We start from the raw sequence: 18,429 nt of genomic DNA on the forward strand, positions 1-18,429 counted from the left end.
ACGTGTTTAATTATTATTAGTAACAGCAACAGAGAAAGTAAAACAGATTTAATGCTAATGAAGCCAGTTAAATTAACGCAAAAGATTTAAGTATAGCCAAGCCAATACTGACGGTAAATAAAGAGCCAACCGTACTCATGACAATAATATTAGCGGCTAACGTTTCATTACCTTTCATGGCTTTCACCATAATATAACTTGCCGCCGCGGTTGGCGTACTTGCCATTAAAAATAAAATGCCTAAATCCATTTTTGAAAAGCCGCTAAGGTAAGCTATATAAGTAATTATAATCGGTGATACCACTAATTTAGCAATAACGGCAATGCTAGCCACGCCTTTAGTATCTTTCATATCATTAAACGATAAGCTAGCCCCAATGCATAATAGTGCTACTGGTAAGGTTAATTGTGCTAAATAATCACCCGTTTGCAATATCACTGGATGTATTGGTACGTGCAATAAATTAATACTAATGCCAAACATAATACCAATAATTAATGGGTTTTTAGTCATGCTAACGATCATTGAAAACACGTTAAGCTTTTTGTCTGTTAGTGTCGACGTTAAGGTATAAATAGCCAACACGTTATAAACCAATGACAAAATAGACATCACAATAGAGGCTTTAGCAATGCCAGCATCACCATATAGATTGACACAGAGTGCTAAACCTACAATAGCTAAATTCCCGCGAAAAGCGCCTTGCACATAAACCCCTTTATCTCGTGGGTTTTTCACAAAAACATTTGCGGTTAATGTCAGCAATATAAAAACGAGTAATGTAGAGAGTGAGGCGCTTGCTATGGTCATGGGATCAAAAACCGTGGCTATATCTGTTCTGATCATGCTCATACCAAGCATCACAGGCAGCGATACTTTAAACACCATTATCGAGGCTTGGTCGACAAAAGCTTTGCCAATTATGCCGTATTTTTTCAGGATGCCGCCGAGAACAACCATCATAAAAATAGGGCCCGTTACTGAAAACGAGAAATGCAGTGTAGATAAAAATTCAGTTAGCACTATGGGCTCAGTTTTTGTTGGTAATAAGGCAAGATATGCAACCACGTTAGCCAGGTTACACAGGATTTAGCTTTTGAGTTTAGCTATTTATTGGACGTGGCAGCAATAGCTTTATGACGAAAATTTCTAATTTAAACTTATTTTTGTTAACCTTTCAGAAAAACTATAGATAAATACTGCGCTGAAATACATAAATTAACCCTGAACATTATCAATCTAGAACACTCAAAATATAATAAAATAAAAACATGTCATTTGCTTATCGCGCATTATTAAGTCTATTAGGTATATAATAAAACAAAGAGGTAAAAATTATGATTAAATTTATTACAAGTTTATTAAGCTTAGCAATCGTTATGGTGCAAATGTCATCAGTAAAAGCTGCAGAAGTTGAAGTTAAATGGACAAATCCTGATAAATACACTGATATTAAAGCAGGTGAAGGGCATAGAAAAAAGTTTCAAGAACAAACATTTAAAACACTAGAAGAACATTTTGCTAAAATGGCTAAAATGTTACCTGAGCAACAAAAATTACTTTTAGATGTAACCAATTTAGATCTGGCGGGCGATGTTAACTATGGCATTAAGCGCATTCGTATTGTAAAAGATATATTTACTCCACGCATGAAGTTTAGTTATCAGTTGTTAAATGCAGATAATACTGTGGCAGAAAGTGAAGAGGTTTCACTTAACGATATGGGCTTTTTGATGCATAACAACCTAAAATATCGAAGCGAAAGTCTAAAATACGAGAAAAAGATGTTAGATGATTGGTTTAGAAAAACCTTTGCAAACAACGTGAAAAGTAACGAGAAAAAATAAATAAACATCATAGGTTTGTAAAACTAAAAAACGCAGCTTAGCTGCGTTTTTTCTTTTATCTTTAGTCGTAAATATAACGTTCAACAGTATGTTTAGCTATGTTCAAATTTAGCCAACACGGTAAATAGTTGTTCTATTTTTTTTACAATATCGATCAATGTTTTTTGGTCAGAAGTTTTTTGCCAAAAAATTAAATCATTCGCTACTTCTTCAACGTAAGGTTGAAAAGTATTAGCGGAACACTTAAAGCCTGCATCTTCAGTAAATATAGCAGCAAACCCTGCTTGCTTAGCTTCTCGTAATGTCGTTAACGTGGCGTCGGCTGCGAGAGATTTCTTTAAAATTATCGAGATATTTTCGATTAGTTGTTTGTGTACGGCTTCGCTCATAATTACTTATTTTCAGTTTGTGTATTTAATGGCGCTATTATGCCAAATTGATTTGCTTATTGTTAGTCTCAAATAAAATTTTGCTAATACCCGTGCTACCGTTATTAGCGCTTACAATATATTCCTAAAAAAATGAGTTTTACTGCGCAATATTAGGTTAAATTTATGGGGGTTTTATTGGCTTCTCCAGCAATTTCTCTGACCAATTTTGGCATTAAATAACCGGGTAAAATCGCCATAAGCTGCAAGGTAATTTCTTTTGCCTCAGTTTCTGTTAAGTCGAAATGAGCCACGCCTTGTACTTTATCAAACAGATGTAAGTAATAAGGCTGAATACCAATATCAAATAAACGTTCGCTTAACTGAGCCAATATTTTTGCGTCGTTATTAATACCTTTTAATAGCACACTTTGATTAAAAAGCGGTATGCGCGCTGATATTAGAGGTTCAAGTGCTTCAGCGACATCATTGTCTATTTCATTCGCATGGTTTACATGAAATACAATGACAGGTTTAAGACGTGTTGTTCTTAAGGTGTTAACTAACGCGGGCGTAATGCGCTGAGGTATAACAATTGGCAAACGGGTATGAATACGTAAGCGGTTGATATGTGGTATTTTTTCTATTTCGGTAATAAGCCACTGTAAATGTTCATCACTTGCCATTAAAGGATCGCCGCCACTGAAAATAACTTCGTTAATCTCGTTGTGTTGCTCAATATAGGTAAGCGCTTGCTGCCACCGTGCTTTATTCGGACTATTATCTGCATAAGGAAAATGCCGACGGAAACAGTAGCGACAATTAATAGCGCAACCTGTTTTTACCATCATTAATACACGGTGTTTATATTTATGTAATAACCCGGGCGCTACAGTGTCATGTTCTTCTAGAGGATCTTCGTTATATCCCTCGGTGATTGAAAACTCAAGATCTAAGGGCATTACTTGTTTCAGAATAGGGTCGTTAATATCTCCTTTTTTAATACGAGAGATTAAAGGTCGTGGTACGCGCACCGGAAATAGCTTTCGTGCAGCAAAGTGATGTTGATACATTTCTGGTGAAATATCCACCAACTCTAATAGGGTTTTAGGATCGGTAATAACATTTGCTAATTCTTTTTGCCAAGAAGTGTGCAATTGATTGCTGATTTGGGTTATTATTTGCGGCATTTCTATATTCAATTTTTAACCTTTACGTTTAGTACGTGAACGAGCGAGCATAATAATTATGGCTAATTTTAGCACTAACCAGTTCAAAGCTGGACTTAAATTAATGATTGATGGTGAACCTTGTAACATTATCGATAATGAAATCGTAAAACCGGGTAAAGGGCAAGCATTCAATCGCATTAAAATTCGTAAGTTAATATCTGGCAAGGTATTAGAAAAAACGTATAAATCAGGCGAGAGTGTTGAAGGTGCTGATGTAATGGACGAAGACCTAGCCTATTTGTATGCCGATGGTGAGTTTTGGCACTTTATGAACAACGAAACATTTGAGCAAGTTGCCGCTGACGAAAAAGCCGTTGGCGATGTTGCTAAATGGTTAGCAGAAGGTGATGTATGTAATATTACCTTTTGGAACGGCAACCCTATTTCTGTTGATCCACCAAACTTTGTTGAATTAGAAATTACTGAAACTGACCCAGGTCTTAAAGGTGATACTGCCGGTACCGGTGGCAAGCCTGCTACTTTAGTTACAGGTGCGGTTGTGCGTGTTCCGCTTTTCATTCAAATTGGTGAAATAGTTAAGGTTGATACGCGCACGGGTGAATATGTTTCACGTGCAAGTAAGTAAAAATTTATTGTTAGCCTAAAGCTTATTGCTTTCGGTACTCATTGAGTTAAGCACTTATTTAAATGCTTAAGCAAATTAAAAAAGCTCACTTTTGTGAGCTTTTTTGTTTTGTCAGCTTGAGTTATTGAGCCTGTTCTGCAGGTGGTACTTGTGAAGTACGACCTTCTGGCCAATCAGTAAAGGGGAATGGATAAACTTCAGAATTAAAGGTTAACAACTGATTAATTTGGTAAATATAACTATTTAAACTTTGCCCAAGTCTTAAAAGTTGGCTATTAGGTGTGTTACTAAATAGCATAGTGATAAACTGAAAAATAGCGATTAGAGCAATAAAAAATCGAATAAAACCACTAATAAAACCAAAACACAGCATAGCTAAACCGCGCTGCCAAATGCCAGGGCTTTTCCATGAATCTTTAGGGGTTTTGTTGTTACCAAATAATTCATTTTCTAACTCATCTCTCATAAAATACTCCATATTGAATTGGTATGATTTGTTTCAACTTTATTTAGCAACGTTGATTTACCAAGCTAATTTATAAAGCTAATTTATAGATTGAATTTGCAAAGATAAGGCCAAGATTTTTATTTAAATAGAATCAAGTGGTTAGGTTTTATTAAACCTTTGGTTATTTGTCAATACGATCATTATTTAGCGTAAAAAGCTAACTTTTACCATGATTATGCATTCAGGAATAACCCTGTTTTTATGAATGAATAGCTTTAATGAATCAAAGATGAAATGTTATTGCTAGTTAGCTTTGAAAACCAGTAAGCATAGTATTTTTCGTAGCGTGTTATGCTGTAATTACACTAAATAATACTGATATATACGTTTATTGATAAACATGCTTTATCATTGATGTTTTTGTTTCCTTTAAGTTTTATACTAGGGCAAGATTAAAGTATTCACCTTAACATTCGACTCGTTCATTATTTTTAGGGCATTAACCGCTAGATTTACTGTTGAAAATTATTTACTTGCCCCCACGTTAAGGTCACGCAATTATTTTGAGGTTCGCTATGTTACCAGCACTAGAAATTTCCGGATTAACTAAAATCTATAAGGGCGGCTTTCAAGCACTTAAAGGTATTGACCTTACCGTTAAACAAGGCGACTTTTTTGCTTTGCTTGGTCCTAATGGTGCAGGCAAATCCACTACCATAGGTATTATTACTTCATTAGTGAATAAAACGGCTGGTAATGTCGCTGTTTTTGGTCATGACATTGATCAAGAGCTTGAAGCGGCTAAAAGTTTTATTGGTTTAGTGCCACAAGAGTTTAACTTCAATCAATTTGAATCGTTAATGAAAATCTTAGTTAACCAAGCCGGCTATTATGGTGTTGAGCGAAAGTTAGCGGTACAGCGAGCTGAAAAATATTTAAAGCAATTAAATTTATGGGAAAAGCGTAATGACGCTGCCCGTATGCTTTCTGGTGGTATGAAGCGCCGACTTATGATTGCTCGTGCCTTAATGCATGAACCTAAAATGCTGATCCTTGACGAACCCACCGCTGGCGTCGACATAGAGCTTAGACGCTCGATGTGGGAGTTTTTACGCGAGCTAAACAAGCAAGGCATTACCATTATATTAACCACACATTATTTAGAAGAAGCCGAAATGCTTTGCCGCAATATTGCCATTATAGATTCAGGTATTATTGTTGAAAATACGGATATGAAATCGCTGTTAGCCAAATTAGATGTTGAGACCTTTGTTTTCGATTTAAAACCTAATAGCGAACCCCAAGAATTAGTGGGCTTAAGTTCTAGAGTAATAGATAGCCACACAATAGAAGTTGACGTGAAAAAAACGCAAACAATAAACGCTGTGTTTACTGAACTAAATAATCAAGGTATTGACGTGTTAAGTATGCGTAATAAGAGTAACCGACTAGAAGAATTATTCGTAGGTTTAGTTGGTAGTGGTCAAGCAGCAAGCAAAAGCGCAGTTAAGGAGTAAAAAATATGGGATCTTCTAGAAATATTATTGCGCTGAAAAGTATCATGCATAAAGAGATACACCGTTTTATGCGTATTTGGGTGCAAACATTAGTACCACCAGCAATTACCATCAGTTTGTATTTTGTTATATTTGGCTCGTTAATTGGTTCTAGAATTGGCGAAATGGGCGGTTTTGATTACATGTCATTTATCGTGCCTGGTTTAATCATGATGAGTGTAATTACCAACTCATACTCTAATGTTGCTTCGTCTTTTTTCAGTGCTAAATGGCAGCGAAACGTAGAAGAGATGTTAGTAGCACCGGTACCTAATTGGGTTATTGTTGCTGGCTATGTTGGTGGCGGAATGGCGCGTGGTATGCTCGTAGGCAGTATTGTTACTTTAGTATCAATGTTCTTTGTAGATATTCAAATTCATAATATTTGGGTGATTATTGTTACTGTGGCGCTAACATCTGCAACCTTTGCATTAGGTGGTTTAATTAATGCTATTTTTGCGGGTAGCTTTGATGATATATCGATTATCCCAACCTTTATTCTTACACCGTTAACTTATTTAGGCGGTGTATTTTACTCTATCAGCTTATTACCTGAATTTTGGCAAGGTGTATCGCAGATCAACCCTATTGTGTACATGGTTAATGCCTTTAGGTATGGATTTTTAGGGATAACAGATGTGAGCTTAACCTTATCGTTTGCTGTACTGGGTGTATTTATTGTTAGTTTATACACTATTGCAATGGTGCTAATCACCAAAGGTATAGGCTTAAGAAGCTAATAGTATTATTGATTAATGTATTGAATTTTAAAGGTAAGTATTTGATGAACGACACGGAAATAACCGGCGACTCTAAAGCCATTGTTACCAATCAACCAGGGGTACATGAAAAACTCGTTGAAATTGTTAACAAGCATATCGCCCATCCGTCGCAAAAACCAATACAAGCTCATACTCAACAAGCATTTGATGAGATAAATGAAATTGTTCAGGCGTTTTCGGGCGAGGTTATACTCGATTCGTGTTGTGGTGTTGGTCAAAGTACGCGTTTATTAGCCAAACAAAACCCAAAGGCGTTAGTTATTGGTGTTGATAAATCAGCCCATAGAATTAACCGTAATGTTGATGAAGTTAAACTCGACAATGGTGCAGGCAACGTTGAAAATTTTCATTTAGTACGTGCCGATTTGAATGACTTTTATCGCCTTGTGCTTGCTGCTAATTGGCAAATATCTAAGCATTATATTTTGTACCCAAACCCTTGGCCAAAAGCAAAACACGTGCAAAGGCGTTGGCATGGCAGTGCAGTTTTCCCTCAAATTGTTGCCATTGGACAAGCGCTTATATTGCGCAGTAATTGGTTACTGTATTTAGAAGAGTTTAAAGTCGCGGCAGAAATATTAGCGTGCAAAGGTGAAATTTCAACGGTTAATGTGACGCAACCTTTAACGCCGTTTGAAGCGAAATTTCATGCCAGTGGTCAACAATGTTGGCAGTTGCATATTGTTAAAAACTAACCGTTTATATTTCTAACAATAAATTGGTTAGATTAACAAAAACTTAGTCAATAAACCTTGGCTAGTTAGTTTGTTTTTAATGATATTTTTTCTTTAGTTATTATATATCAAGTAGTTACAGTTTTGGCCTGATAGTTGATATTACCTTTGTATCAACGTTAAATTTAGGACAAACACTATGACTAATAATATTAAAAAATCTGTATTTATGATGGCCTTAAGTAGTTTAGCTATTGTTGAACTTGGCTTAGTTTATATTGCGACTTTGCTGGGTTAAGCCCAACCTTTTTACAATAAAAATTAGCTTTTAACCTGAGTATTGATGGAAATAACGAGACATTTGCTGCTATTTTTATTAAAGTGCCGATCTTATATAAATCTCAACTTGCTTTAAGCAAGTAGTTAATAGTGAATAAGTATGACGGCTAGTAAACGCGCGGCAAAAGTATCTGAAAAATCTTTACATCGCATTTTTACCATTCCAGTTGCACCCGATTCTACATTGGGTCGCATAGAGAATGATATATCTCAGAACTTGGCTGGGTTTCTTGGTGAGCACATAGCGGCTACCGAGCAAGCCCTTAGCGAAATTGAAAAAGATTTTGCCAATCCAATGATCCCTGAAGAGCCTGCGTTTGTTTCAGACCACATGCAGCACTTACTTGATAAGCTAGTGTCGCAATCAGTTCATACTTCGAGCCCAAGCTTTATCGGTCACATGACCTCTGCTTTACCTTACTTTATTTTGCCACTGTCGAAGCTGATGGTAGGCTTGAATCAAAACTTAGTTAAAATTGAAACCTCTAAAGCATTTACTCCCATGGAACGACAAGTTCTGGGTATGATGCATCGTTTAGTTTATCAAGATAATGAGCCGTTTTATCAACAATGGATGCACAGTGCGAATCATTCGTTAGGTGCATTTTGCTCAGGCGGCACTGTAGCCAATTTAACGGCACTTTGGGTGGCGCGCAATAATTTATTAAAACCAAGTGGAGATTTTAAAGGAGTAGCGCGTGAGGGCTTATTTAAGGCACTTAAACATTATCAATATGAAGGCTTAGCTATTTTGGTGTCAGCTCGAGGACACTATTCTCTGAAGAAATCAGCTGATGTGTTAGGCATAGGTCAAGACAGTGTTATTGCTATTCCAACCGATGAAAACAATAAAATCGACTGTAAATTGCTTGAAGCTAAGTGTCAGCAATTAGCTAGCGAGAATATTCGCGTGCTCAGTATTGTCGGTGTTGCTGGTACGACAGAAACCGGTAATATTGATCCACTTGAACAAATGGCTGAAATAGCACAACGCTATAAGGCTCATTTTCATGTGGATGCTGCTTGGGGTGGCGCGACATTATTATCAAATAAATATCGCCCATTGCTAAAAGGGATTGAGTTAGCAGATTCGGTAACTATTGACGCACATAAACAAATGTATGTGCCAATGGGAGCAGGTTTAGTGGTGTTTAAAAACCCAGCTTCTGTTGCAGCTATTGAACATCATGCTGAGTATATTTTACGTAAAGGTTCAAAAGATTTAGGTAGCCACACGCTAGAAGGTTCAAGACCTGGAATGGCAATGCTAGTGTATTCAGCATTGCATGTAATTAGCCGACCTGGTTATGAGTTATTGATTAATCATAGTATTGAAAAAGCGAACTATTTTGCTAATTTAATTACTCAGCATAAAGATTTTGAGCTAATCACAAAACCAGAACTATGCTTGTTAACTTATCGATATAACCCCGCTGTTGTGCAAAAAATATTAGCTAATGCTGATATCGAACAGCAAGAAACGATTAACGTTTTATTGGATAAGTTGACGAAGTTTATTCAAAAGCGTCAACGTGAAAATGGTAAGTCGTTTGTTTCTCGAACGCGCATTGAAGTGCAAAAGTATCAAGGACGTAAAACCTTGGTGTTTAGAGTGGTTTTAGCGAACCCTTTAACCTCAAAAACTATTCTCAAAGATGTGCTTGCAGAGCAAATCTTGTTAGCACAAGAAAGTGAGACCTTTCTGCCAGCACTTTTGTCATTTAAATAATGATTGTTCACTGAAGTGACACGAGTTAATTAAAGACTTTCTCAGTCAAATAAATTTAGCAACATAAAAAAAGCGACTAATTAATTAGTCGCTTTTTTTATGTTTGCCAGTGTTTTATTCCCACAGCAAAATTAAGTTAATTGCACTTGCAAGTTATCAATCAACCTTGCTTTACCGCAGTGCGCTGCTGCTAGAATAACTAATTCTTTATCGTCTTCGCTGGCCGGCTGCAAAGTGCGAGCATGGCAAATATGAATGTAATCAGTTTTCATACCGGCATTGTCGATATAGCCCGCAGCTTTTTTTGCTAAACCAATGAAATCATTGTTATGTTGAATTTCTTTTGCGAGCCATTGAATATTTTGACTTAATGCCGGGGCTATCTTCTTTTCTTCAATACTTAAGTAGTTATTGCGTGAACTTAAGGCTAAACCTGAAGGCTCGCGTACAGTAGCAACGGGCACTATCTCAATAGGCATTGATAAGTCGTCAACCATGGTTTGAATTACTTGCACCTGTTGATAATCTTTTAAACCAAAGCAAGCAATATCGGGTTGCACTAAATTAAATAATTTACACACTACGGTTGTTACACCACGAAAGTGTCCAGGTCGGCTTTCACCACAATAGCTGTGCGAAACATTAGGCACTTCTACATAGCTTTGGTTTTCTAAACCTTTAGGATAAATAATGGCAGGGGTTGGGGTAAATAAAATATCACAACCTGCAGCAACTAATTTCTCTTGATCAGCAGCCATAGTGCGAGGGTAATTATCTATATCTTCATTAATACCGAATTGCATCGGGTTTACAAAAATACTTGCCACAACTTTATCGGCGAGTAACATGGCTTTTTCTACTAAGGCAATATGGCCTTGATGAAGGTTGCCCATAGTCGGCACAAACGCAATTTTAAGGCCTTGTTGACGCCAGAGCTTAATTTCGCTGCGTAAAATCGAAATTTGTTCAATTGTTTGCATGGTTATTCTACTTTTTACTCGATGTGTAAGCGCTTAATTTTCATTAAGCGCCTGATAAATTTATTGTATGGATGTACTTATTTGAAAATATGTTCTGGTCCAGGAAAGTTACCTTGGCTAACTTCGTCAATATAAAGCTCTACCGCTTTTTTAATATCACCGGTATCGATTAAAAAATTACGTGAAAATTTTGGCATGTAACTGCACGAAATACCTAAGGCGTCGTGCATCACTAAAATTTGTCCATCGGTATCTTTACCTGCACCAATACCTATGGTCGGTATAGATATCGCTTCGGTAATCGCTTTGCCTAAACTACTTGGAATACATTCTAATACGAGTAGTTGCGCGCCAGCCGCTTCTAATGCTTTGGCGTTTTCTATCATTTCTTGAGCTTTAGCGCTGTCTCTACCTTGCACTTTAAAACCACCAAAAACATTAACTGACTGAGGTGTTAAGCCTAAATGTGCACAAACAGGAATACCACGTTCCACAAGGCCTTTAATGGTTTCTTCTAACCATTGACCACCTTCAATTTTTACAATGCTAGCACCTGCCTGCATTAATTTAGCCGCATTTATATAGGCTTGCTCGGTAGTTGCGTAACTCATGAACGGCATATCAGCAATAATTAACGTGTTTTCTACACCACGTTTTACACACTGTGTATGATACGCCATATGGTCAATATCAACCGGTAGAGTGTCGTCATGGCCTTGTAAAACCATACCTAAAGAGTCACCAATTAAAATGGCATGAATGCCAGCTTGATCAAATATTTTCGCAAAACTGGCATCATAGGCAGTAATGGTGGTAATTTTTTCACCTTGTTGTTTCATTTTCATTAAGGTGGCAGTGGTTATTTTAGCCATATTATTTCCGTTTGTTATGATGCCGTGTTTTGTTTTTATTTTAGAGTTTATAGTCTAACTTAACTTGCTGTGAATTTTTAACCCATTTCGAGCAATATTGCTAGCTAATTCATCAATACTATCACCATCGGGTAAAAATAAATCGCTCGTAATTTCAGCTAAAGGTAACAATACAAACTCACGCTGCTTTAAGCCGTAATGGGGAATAGTTAAGCGAGTGGTATTTATAACTTCTTGATCAAATAAGATAATATCTAAATCTAATATTCGAGCACCCCAACGGTCGTCTTTTCTTATGCGACCTGTAATGGTTTCAATATGCTGTAGCTGCTCTAATAATTCAATAGCGCTTTTATTAGTTTCAAGCGCGACAACAGCATTCATGTAATCGGGCTGGTCTTGCGGACCCATTGGCCGACTAAAATATAACGAAGATATTTTGATTACGTTACCGCCATCAAGTTGCTTTAGCTTCTCTATTGCAGTAATTATTTGGGCTTGCGGATCAGATAAATTACTACCTAATCCGATATAAGCAAGTGACATTACGCTTCTTTACTAGCATGTTGAACACGAGGCTTTCGACGCTTACGTGTTGTACGGCGAGGGCCACTTTTGTTGCTGGTAATGCTTTTAATCATCACTTGTTGCGTATCTATGTTGCAGGCTTGAAAATCGCCCCACCATTTTGCTAATTCTTGCAGTGCCGCAGCTTCTTCAGGGTTTTTGTTAGTGGCACCTTCAATTTCAGCACGGAGTAAAAGGAAATCATAACCCGCTCTAAATTTAGGGTGCTCAAGCGCTTTATAGGCACGTTTACCATCTCGACGCGCTAGCTTTTCTTGTAAAATCCAAATATCTTTCATTACTGCTTGGAAGCGTTTCGGAATAGCAATACTGCGTTGTTGCTCAGACATTATTTCACTTAATGCACCAAAAAATGCATCTTGTGGTGTTAGTTGTGTTTCACTGTTTAAGCGCTGTATGTGCTCTTGCATTGGATACCAAAGCATGGCTGCAAATAAAAATGCAGGTGTTACACGCTGATCATTATTTACACGGTAATCAGTGTTCTTCATGGCAAGCGCGATAAAGTCAGCTAAATAGGGTTGTGATTGTTGGTTAAGTTGCTGGTCAACGGCAGGGAAGAAATATTGAAATAAGTTGTATTCACGCAGCAACTGAAAATTTTCTACCGCTTTACCTGACATAAACAGTTTCAAAAACTCTTCAAATAAACGTGCCGGTGGAATGTTGGCCATTAAAGGCGCTAAATCTACTATCGGTGCTTTGGTGTCAGGATGAATTTCCATACCTAATTTGGTTGAAAATCGAATAGCGCGCAGCATTCTAACCGGATCTTCACGATAGCGAGTTTCAGGATCGCCAATTAAGCGTATTTGTTTGGCATAAACATCGGCAACACCGTTGGCAAAATCATAAACTTTAAAGTCTTTAGCAGAGTAATAAAGGGCATTGATCGTGAAGTCTCGACGCTCAGCGTCTTCTTCAATACTGCCATAAATATTGTCGCGTAATAGCATGCCATCTTCATTTTGCTTTGATGTTTTTTGGTCTTTATCATTATCGTGGTGGCCGCGAAAGGTAGCTACTTCAATAATTTCTCTGCCAAAAACAATATGGGCAAGACGAAAACGGCGACCAATAAGACGGCAATTTCTAAATAAAGCTTTAATTTGTTCTGGGGTGGCGTTAGTTGCTATATCGAAATCTTTAGGGGTTAAACCTAAAAGAATGTCGCGAACTCCGCCGCCAACTAGATAAGCGTCATATCCGCCTTTATTTAAGCGATACAATACTTTTAAAGCATTGTGACTCATGTGTTTTCTAGATACAGGGTGCTGATCACGAGAAAGGATAATTGGCTGCTCAAATGAAGGTTGAGTAGAGTTGTTTTTTCGTGCTTTTCCAAGTACTTTTTTACACAAGTTGATGACGCTTTTGATAATGGTGGACCCCAGTTATATCATTAAATTTCTCGCGCAATGATATAACAGTGCAAGGTAAAAGAGAATGAAAACAGTGTGAAAAAACGGCTTATAGAACGATTTCTTGTGATTTTGGCACTTGGCTTATCGACCAGTGAGATATTGCCCAGTGTAAAAGCTCATCAACGCTAGCATCAAGCAGTTCATCATTTGGCTGTTGCCCGAGAAACGTTAATGCTGAAAATAATGAAGGTACGGGGCTACTTTTATCAATTTCAGGCGCGTTATTCTGTTTGCTTAATTTAAAGCCTTTTTCGGTTACCGCGAGTGGAAAATGACCATGTTGTGGAGGGAGTTTCTGTAATGTTTGGTAAAAACTTAATTGCCGAGCGGTAGGCTCGAGTAGGTCACAACCGCGAATTACATGACTAATGTTTTGATAAATATCGTCTACAACAACAGCTAACTGATAAGCAAATAAGCCATCTTTTCTTAGCACGATGAAATCTTCTTTAGCAAGCGCAGCATTACAATTGACTTGGCCTTGAATAAGATCGTTATATTGTGAAACGCCAAAACGGTTTATTACGCGAATGGCACTGTTATTTTGGGGTTGTTCAATATCACGACAATGGCCTAAATATATCCCACCTATTGCTTTAATTTGCGCACGTGTACAGCGACAATAATAACTGGATTTTTGTTGAGCTAGCTCGGCTAATACGGCTTGATACAGAGCACTTTGCTGGCTTTGATAAAGCACTTCTTCATCCCAGTGTAAACCATAAGCGTCTAATGTTTTTAGAATTTCAGCGCTAGCGCCTTTTTTTTCTCTTGGGGGATCAATATCTTCAATTCTGACTAACCATTGGCCGTTATTGTGTTTGGCGTCTAAATAACTTGCTAGGGCGGCAATGAGAGAGCCGAAGTGTAAAAAACCAGAAGGGGATGGTGCAAAGCGACCTCGGTATTGTTGAGTAATACCAGGTCGCAACGTTTTATTAAATTCCAACAAAGTCGAAGGTATTAACCTGCGAGTTGACGTTCTTTGATTTCTTGTAAAGTTTTACATTCAATACAAAGATCAGCCGTTGGACGAGCTTCTAAACGACGAATGCCGATTTCGATGCCGCAAGAGTCACAAAAACCGAAATCATCATCTTCAATTAATTGTAACGTTTTCTCAATTTTTTTAATTAGCTTACGTTCGCGGTCACGAGTGCGTAATTCAAGACTGAACTCTTCTTCTTGAGCAGCACGGTCAACAGGGTCAGGGAAATTCGCCGCTTCATCCTGCATGTGAGTTACGGTGCGATCTACTTCTTGTCGAAGTTGTACTCGCCAAGCATCTAGAATTTTTTTAAAATGTTCTAGTTGCGCTTCATTCATGTATTCTTCGTTAGGCTTTTCAACGTAAGGGTCAACGCCCGCTAATGCTAAAATACCTAATGTTTTTTGTGTTGGCATGCTAATTCTCCTAATGCTACTAGACCTAAATCGATGGTAAATCGTTACATCGTGTAACGGCATCGCTTGGTTGCAACTGCCAATTTATATAGACCTGAAATATTCCACATATATTGTGTTAGCTAGTATAAAATTCAAGGCTTAATTGAAAATAATCAAGAAAAAATTGAAAAGTATTTATTAATGTTATCTGCTGTCTAAACTTTACCGAAAGTGACAATAATTTTTGAGCATGCTCTTTTAGCAAGTTTATAGCCCCTTCGTCAATCATTATTCTCGGTATTTCGTTGTTGAGGTTAAATAATTACAGGTACTTTATCCGCTAAAAATATATTGAAATTGTGTTGTTCTTTTTTGAATTTTGCTTTGTAGGCAATAATTTCAACACCTTGCTGACTTGCTTCACGAAGTAACTTGGCATAGTTAATGTCAATATGCTCGGCGGGTTTTACGTCATTAATACCTGAATGCAATACAGCAAATAACAGTACTGCGCGGTGCCCTTGTGCTGCAATCGCCATTAATTCTCGTAAATGTTTTTGTCCCCGTAAGGTTACAGCATCAGGGAAGTAGCCTTGATTCGCTGTAAGTAAAGTGACACTTTTCACTTCTATATATGTTTCTCGGCCACTCTTATCGGTTAGATGAAAGTCGATTTTACTATTTTCATCGCCGTACTTTACTTCTCGACTTAATGAAGTGAAGTCTTGTAGCTCTGTAATAGTACCCTTTAAAAGTGCTTGTTCTGTTAGCTGATTAGCGCGAATAGTATTAACACAAATGAAGTGTTTGTCTTGAGTTTGTGTTAACTCCCAACTAAATGGGTACTTGCGTTTTAGATTGTCTGAAGTGCTATACCAAACTAGGTCATTGGGCTCAGCACAGCCAGTCATTGCCCCAGTGTTTGCCACATGAATGGTACACTCACTGTGATCTTCTAATGTAATATCAGCGAGGAAGCGTTTATAGCGCTTAATGAGTTTTGCCTTTTTAAGAGGAATTTCCATTTTTTTAGTGGTAAAAAGTATTTGCTTTAGTTTACGTTATTCACTATTGAACTGCTAATGCTTGAGCAGGTAAAACTGGTAATTAATGTCTACAAAGGACTCGTAAGGTTAAGATTTTTCGACATATATAAATCGTCATACTTTAATCCACCGTTACCATACGGACGTGACTTTGGCCCGGTATTGGTATTCATTAAAAAATAAATAAGTGGTAATTCTCTCGCCATTCTAAATGTAGCATTTGAATAAACTTTTGTTTGATGTGGGAATTCTTCTGAGCCTTGAATGTATACATCATAGGTTTGTCCATTTTCACTTAATAACGCGTTATTTACGACATACCAAATTTGATACCAAACTCCTGGTATCAATGGCTTTGCATCTTGCTGTTTTACAGGGTTAAAAATATTGGCGTAGCCTTTTCCCTTTTTTACCATAAGCGCCCCTGTATTGATTAAACCATTAGATTCAGTTTTATCGGTGACTCTAAGCGTAGGTTCAAAAGCGTTATAGTCGTTAAGTTCAATGTCTTTTGGTTGCATGTTACTTATGCCAAATGCATGGTTGTTGGGAAAAGACTCAACATTTATTCGAGTATAAAAAGTGTAAGTTTCTCCGACAGCTACTTGTATGGGCAACTTTTTATAAGTGAGCGCCTTCCGATTGCCTACTATGTTTTCTGCAGCAGGCTTTTTAATTAAATAGTTATTGGTTTTTATTTTTGAACCTTCACTTCGTTGTTCAGTTATTTGCGGGTTGGGTAGCTTAGGTGACGTATCATTTTTAGTGTCTGCTTTCGTCCATCCTTGTAGGGTGTTTTTTTGTTCGAAGTTATCGATTAATAACCAAGTATTATCTTGAGCTTGCGTTTGCGTTGTAATAACGAGGATACATATTGTCAGAAAATAATTAATTTTATAGTGACTTAAGCTCATTTTTTTGAAAACCTTGTATTATAAAAGCTTAAATATATAAGTTTATTTGAGCTTTGATGACTGATCTTGCATTTAGCTAAAGCCTAGCAAAAAAGCTTTGTGGGTTAAGCAAGTGCAAGGTTAATTATTTACTTATGTAGTGTAAACTATCAGCATAAAAATTAATGTAAAGGCGATAACATGACAACAGTTAATTCTGCTCCAGTATCAATAACGTTGACCACAACGAATAATGTACAAGGTTGGCAGCAAGATAAAACGCTCCAAATTAGCCAAGATAATATTGCTATTTATTTACCAGAAGAGGCTGCTTTTCGTTCTCGAAAAATACAAATGGCGGCACGTAAAATTGAAAAATTAGGCATTGAACATGCATCTTTACAAGGTGATGCTTGGGATGAGGCAAGTCAATGGGCATTTGCCCTTGGTTTTAGTTGTGTTAATAAATTAGAAAATATTAGCTTTTGTGGCGAGCCAGCTTTAATTGAGCGTTTAAGTAATAAACTAGCTGTGTATGCTTGGAGTCGTGATTTAACCAACCAAACACCCGCAGAGTTATACCCATTAAAGCTTGCGCAACTTACTACAGACTATATTAAAAACATTGCACCAGCCCATGTTTCAACACGTCTTGTTCAAGGTAAAGCCTTAGAAGAAGAACAATGGATGGGTATTTACAATGTGGGTAAAGGTAGTGTTAATGAGCCTTGTTTACTCGAATTAGACTTCAACCCAACGGGTGATGAAAATGCACAAGTAGCAGCATGCTTAGTCGGTAAAGGCATTACGTTTGATAGTGGTGGTTACAGCATTAAAAGTAACGCAGGTATGTTTGACATGAAGTGCGATATGGGTGGTGCTGCGGTTGTTGCAGGCGCTTTAGCCTTAGCAATGAAACAAGGCTTAAATCAACGTGTTAAGTTGTATCTTTGTTGTGCAGAAAACATGATTAGCCGTGATGCTTATAAATTGGGCGACATCATTACTTATAAAAATGGCGTAACTTGTGAAATCGCGAATACCGATGCTGAAGGCAGATTGGTGCTAGCTGATGGTTTAATGGCAGCAAGTGCAACAGGCGCGCCGATGATTATTGACGCTGCAACATTAACCGGTGCTGCTGTTAGTGCCACGGGTGGTGATTATACTGCCTTATTCGCACTAGACCAAAGTGCCGCAAGCCAAGCGCAAGTTTGTGCCAAAGCTACTGGTGAAGCTATTTGGCAATTACCACTAGAGCCATGGCATCAAGATAAATGCCCATCTGTGTTTGCTGATACTGCGAATAGTCGAACCATAAAAGGTGGTGGTCCTGGTGGCGCAAGTAATGCAGCAGGATTTTTATCTCGTTTTGTTGATAATGATGGCGCTGGTTGGTTACATTTTGATTTAGCGGGTGCTTATAACGGTAATGAGTCTGGCTTATGGGCAGCAGGTGCTACCGGCCTAGGCATTGCTACAATTGCAGATTTGATCTCGAAATAAAAATCAGTAAAAACAAATTAAGTATTAATCATTAAACATTGAGTATTAAACATAGCGGAAGCTAAACCTTTCGCTATTGCCAAATTATCCTCTATATACCTAATGTTTCCGACACAAATGAAGCGCTAAATAAGTAGATTAACTTTAATCACTACATGTTTTATGTTTTTCT

General features: G+C 37.5%; 19 protein-coding genes. 7 read left to right on the forward strand and 12 right to left on the reverse strand.

Annotated features, from left to right (window positions below; translation table 11 throughout):
• Nucleotides 1–67: 67 nt before the first annotated feature.
• Entirely contained in the window at nucleotides 68–1,069 is a 1,002-nt protein-coding gene (locus B6A32_RS16025; protein ID WP_085305906.1) for an AEC family transporter, read from the reverse strand.
• A 269-nt stretch (nucleotides 1,070–1,338) separates the two neighbouring features.
• Between B6A32_RS16025 and B6A32_RS16030 the strand changes: the two genes are divergently transcribed.
• Nucleotides 1,339–1,848: a DUF3016 domain-containing protein gene (locus B6A32_RS16030; protein WP_085305908.1), complete on the forward strand. Its 510-nt coding sequence runs from the start codon at nucleotides 1,339–1,341 to the stop codon at nucleotides 1,846–1,848.
• 92 nt (nucleotides 1,849–1,940) lie between these two features.
• Here the strand turns inward: B6A32_RS16030 and B6A32_RS16035 are convergent, their stop codons facing one another.
• Nucleotides 1,941–2,237: a hypothetical protein gene (locus B6A32_RS16035; protein ID WP_085305910.1), complete on the reverse strand. Its 297-nt coding sequence runs from the start codon at nucleotides 2,235–2,237 to the stop codon at nucleotides 1,941–1,943.
• Between the two features lie 152 nt (nucleotides 2,238–2,389).
• Nucleotides 2,390–3,406: an EF-P beta-lysylation protein EpmB gene (gene epmB, locus B6A32_RS16040; protein WP_085305972.1), complete on the reverse strand. Its 1,017-nt coding sequence runs from the start codon at nucleotides 3,404–3,406 to the stop codon at nucleotides 2,390–2,392.
• Between the two features lie 58 nt (nucleotides 3,407–3,464).
• On the opposite strand from epmB, the gene efp reads away from it, so the two are divergent.
• Nucleotides 3,465–4,034 carry an elongation factor P gene (gene efp / locus B6A32_RS16045; RefSeq protein WP_085305912.1) on the forward strand — a complete coding sequence of 190 codons (570 nt, stop codon included), beginning with the start codon at nucleotides 3,465–3,467 and terminating at the stop codon, nucleotides 4,032–4,034.
• A gap of 121 nt (nucleotides 4,035–4,155) precedes the next feature.
• Here efp and B6A32_RS16050 read toward each other — a convergent pair whose 3' ends face one another.
• Nucleotides 4,156–4,500 carry a DUF4389 domain-containing protein gene (locus B6A32_RS16050; RefSeq protein ID WP_101685976.1) on the reverse strand — a complete coding sequence of 115 codons (345 nt, stop codon included), beginning with the start codon at nucleotides 4,498–4,500 and terminating at the stop codon, nucleotides 4,156–4,158.
• A gap of 557 nt (nucleotides 4,501–5,057) precedes the next feature.
• On the opposite strand from B6A32_RS16050, the gene B6A32_RS16055 reads away from it, so the two are divergent.
• From B6A32_RS16055 to panP, 4 genes are all read left to right on the forward strand, one after another.
• On the forward strand, nucleotides 5,058–5,999 hold the full coding sequence (locus B6A32_RS16055) for an ABC transporter ATP-binding protein (RefSeq protein ID WP_085305916.1): 942 nt from the start codon (nucleotides 5,058–5,060) through the stop codon (nucleotides 5,997–5,999).
• 5 nt (nucleotides 6,000–6,004) lie between these two features.
• Nucleotides 6,005–6,778 carry an ABC transporter permease gene (locus B6A32_RS16060; protein ID WP_085305918.1) on the forward strand — a complete coding sequence of 258 codons (774 nt, stop codon included), beginning with the start codon at nucleotides 6,005–6,007 and terminating at the stop codon, nucleotides 6,776–6,778.
• Between the two features lie 44 nt (nucleotides 6,779–6,822).
• A complete protein-coding gene (gene trmB / locus B6A32_RS16065) occupies nucleotides 6,823–7,515 on the forward strand; it encodes a tRNA (guanine(46)-N(7))-methyltransferase TrmB (RefSeq protein WP_085305937.1) in 693 nt (230 codons plus the stop codon).
• 418 nt (nucleotides 7,516–7,933) lie between these two features.
• Complete coding sequence (gene panP, locus B6A32_RS16070; protein ID WP_085305938.1) at nucleotides 7,934–9,562, forward strand: pyridoxal-dependent aspartate 1-decarboxylase PanP; 1,629 nt, start codon at nucleotides 7,934–7,936, stop codon at nucleotides 9,560–9,562.
• 131 nt (nucleotides 9,563–9,693) lie between these two features.
• Here panP and panC read toward each other — a convergent pair whose 3' ends face one another.
• From panC to B6A32_RS16110, 8 genes are all read right to left on the reverse strand, one after another.
• The gene (gene panC / locus B6A32_RS16075) at nucleotides 9,694–10,542 is read right to left on the reverse strand and encodes a pantoate--beta-alanine ligase (RefSeq protein ID WP_085305939.1); all 849 of its coding nucleotides are present in this window, start codon (nucleotides 10,540–10,542) and stop codon (nucleotides 9,694–9,696) included.
• Between the two features lie 77 nt (nucleotides 10,543–10,619).
• On the reverse strand, nucleotides 10,620–11,414 hold the full coding sequence (gene panB / locus B6A32_RS16080) for a 3-methyl-2-oxobutanoate hydroxymethyltransferase (RefSeq protein ID WP_085305940.1): 795 nt from the start codon (nucleotides 11,412–11,414) through the stop codon (nucleotides 10,620–10,622).
• 54 nt (nucleotides 11,415–11,468) lie between these two features.
• Nucleotides 11,469–11,960: a 2-amino-4-hydroxy-6-hydroxymethyldihydropteridine diphosphokinase gene (gene folK / locus B6A32_RS16085; RefSeq protein WP_085305941.1), complete on the reverse strand. Its 492-nt coding sequence runs from the start codon at nucleotides 11,958–11,960 to the stop codon at nucleotides 11,469–11,471.
• Nucleotides 11,960–13,363, reverse strand: coding sequence for a polynucleotide adenylyltransferase PcnB (gene pcnB, locus B6A32_RS16090; RefSeq protein WP_332888774.1), 1,404 nt, complete (start codon nucleotides 13,361–13,363; stop codon nucleotides 11,960–11,962). Before pcnB ends, folK begins: the two co-directional genes overlap by 1 nt.
• A gap of 109 nt (nucleotides 13,364–13,472) precedes the next feature.
• Entirely contained in the window at nucleotides 13,473–14,375 is a 903-nt protein-coding gene (gene gluQRS, locus B6A32_RS16095) for a tRNA glutamyl-Q(34) synthetase GluQRS (RefSeq protein WP_233131447.1), read from the reverse strand.
• Nucleotides 14,376–14,389: 14 nt separating this feature from the next.
• Complete coding sequence (gene dksA / locus B6A32_RS16100; RefSeq protein WP_085305943.1) at nucleotides 14,390–14,830, reverse strand: RNA polymerase-binding protein DksA; 441 nt, start codon at nucleotides 14,828–14,830, stop codon at nucleotides 14,390–14,392.
• A 296-nt stretch (nucleotides 14,831–15,126) separates the two neighbouring features.
• Complete coding sequence (gene sfsA / locus B6A32_RS16105) at nucleotides 15,127–15,837, reverse strand: DNA/RNA nuclease SfsA (RefSeq protein WP_085305944.1); 711 nt, start codon at nucleotides 15,835–15,837, stop codon at nucleotides 15,127–15,129.
• Between the two features lie 89 nt (nucleotides 15,838–15,926).
• Nucleotides 15,927–16,772: a hypothetical protein gene (locus B6A32_RS16110; protein ID WP_085305945.1), complete on the reverse strand. Its 846-nt coding sequence runs from the start codon at nucleotides 16,770–16,772 to the stop codon at nucleotides 15,927–15,929.
• A gap of 180 nt (nucleotides 16,773–16,952) precedes the next feature.
• Here B6A32_RS16110 and pepB point away from each other — a divergent pair, with 180 nt between their 5' ends.
• The gene (gene pepB / locus B6A32_RS16115; protein ID WP_085305946.1) at nucleotides 16,953–18,257 is read left to right on the forward strand and encodes an aminopeptidase PepB; all 1,305 of its coding nucleotides are present in this window, start codon (nucleotides 16,953–16,955) and stop codon (nucleotides 18,255–18,257) included.
• Nucleotides 18,258–18,429 lie beyond the last annotated feature (172 nt).

It is taken from the genome of Colwellia polaris, assembly GCF_002104515.1.
Classification (GTDB): domain Bacteria; phylum Pseudomonadota; class Gammaproteobacteria; order Enterobacterales; family Alteromonadaceae; genus Cognaticolwellia; species Cognaticolwellia polaris.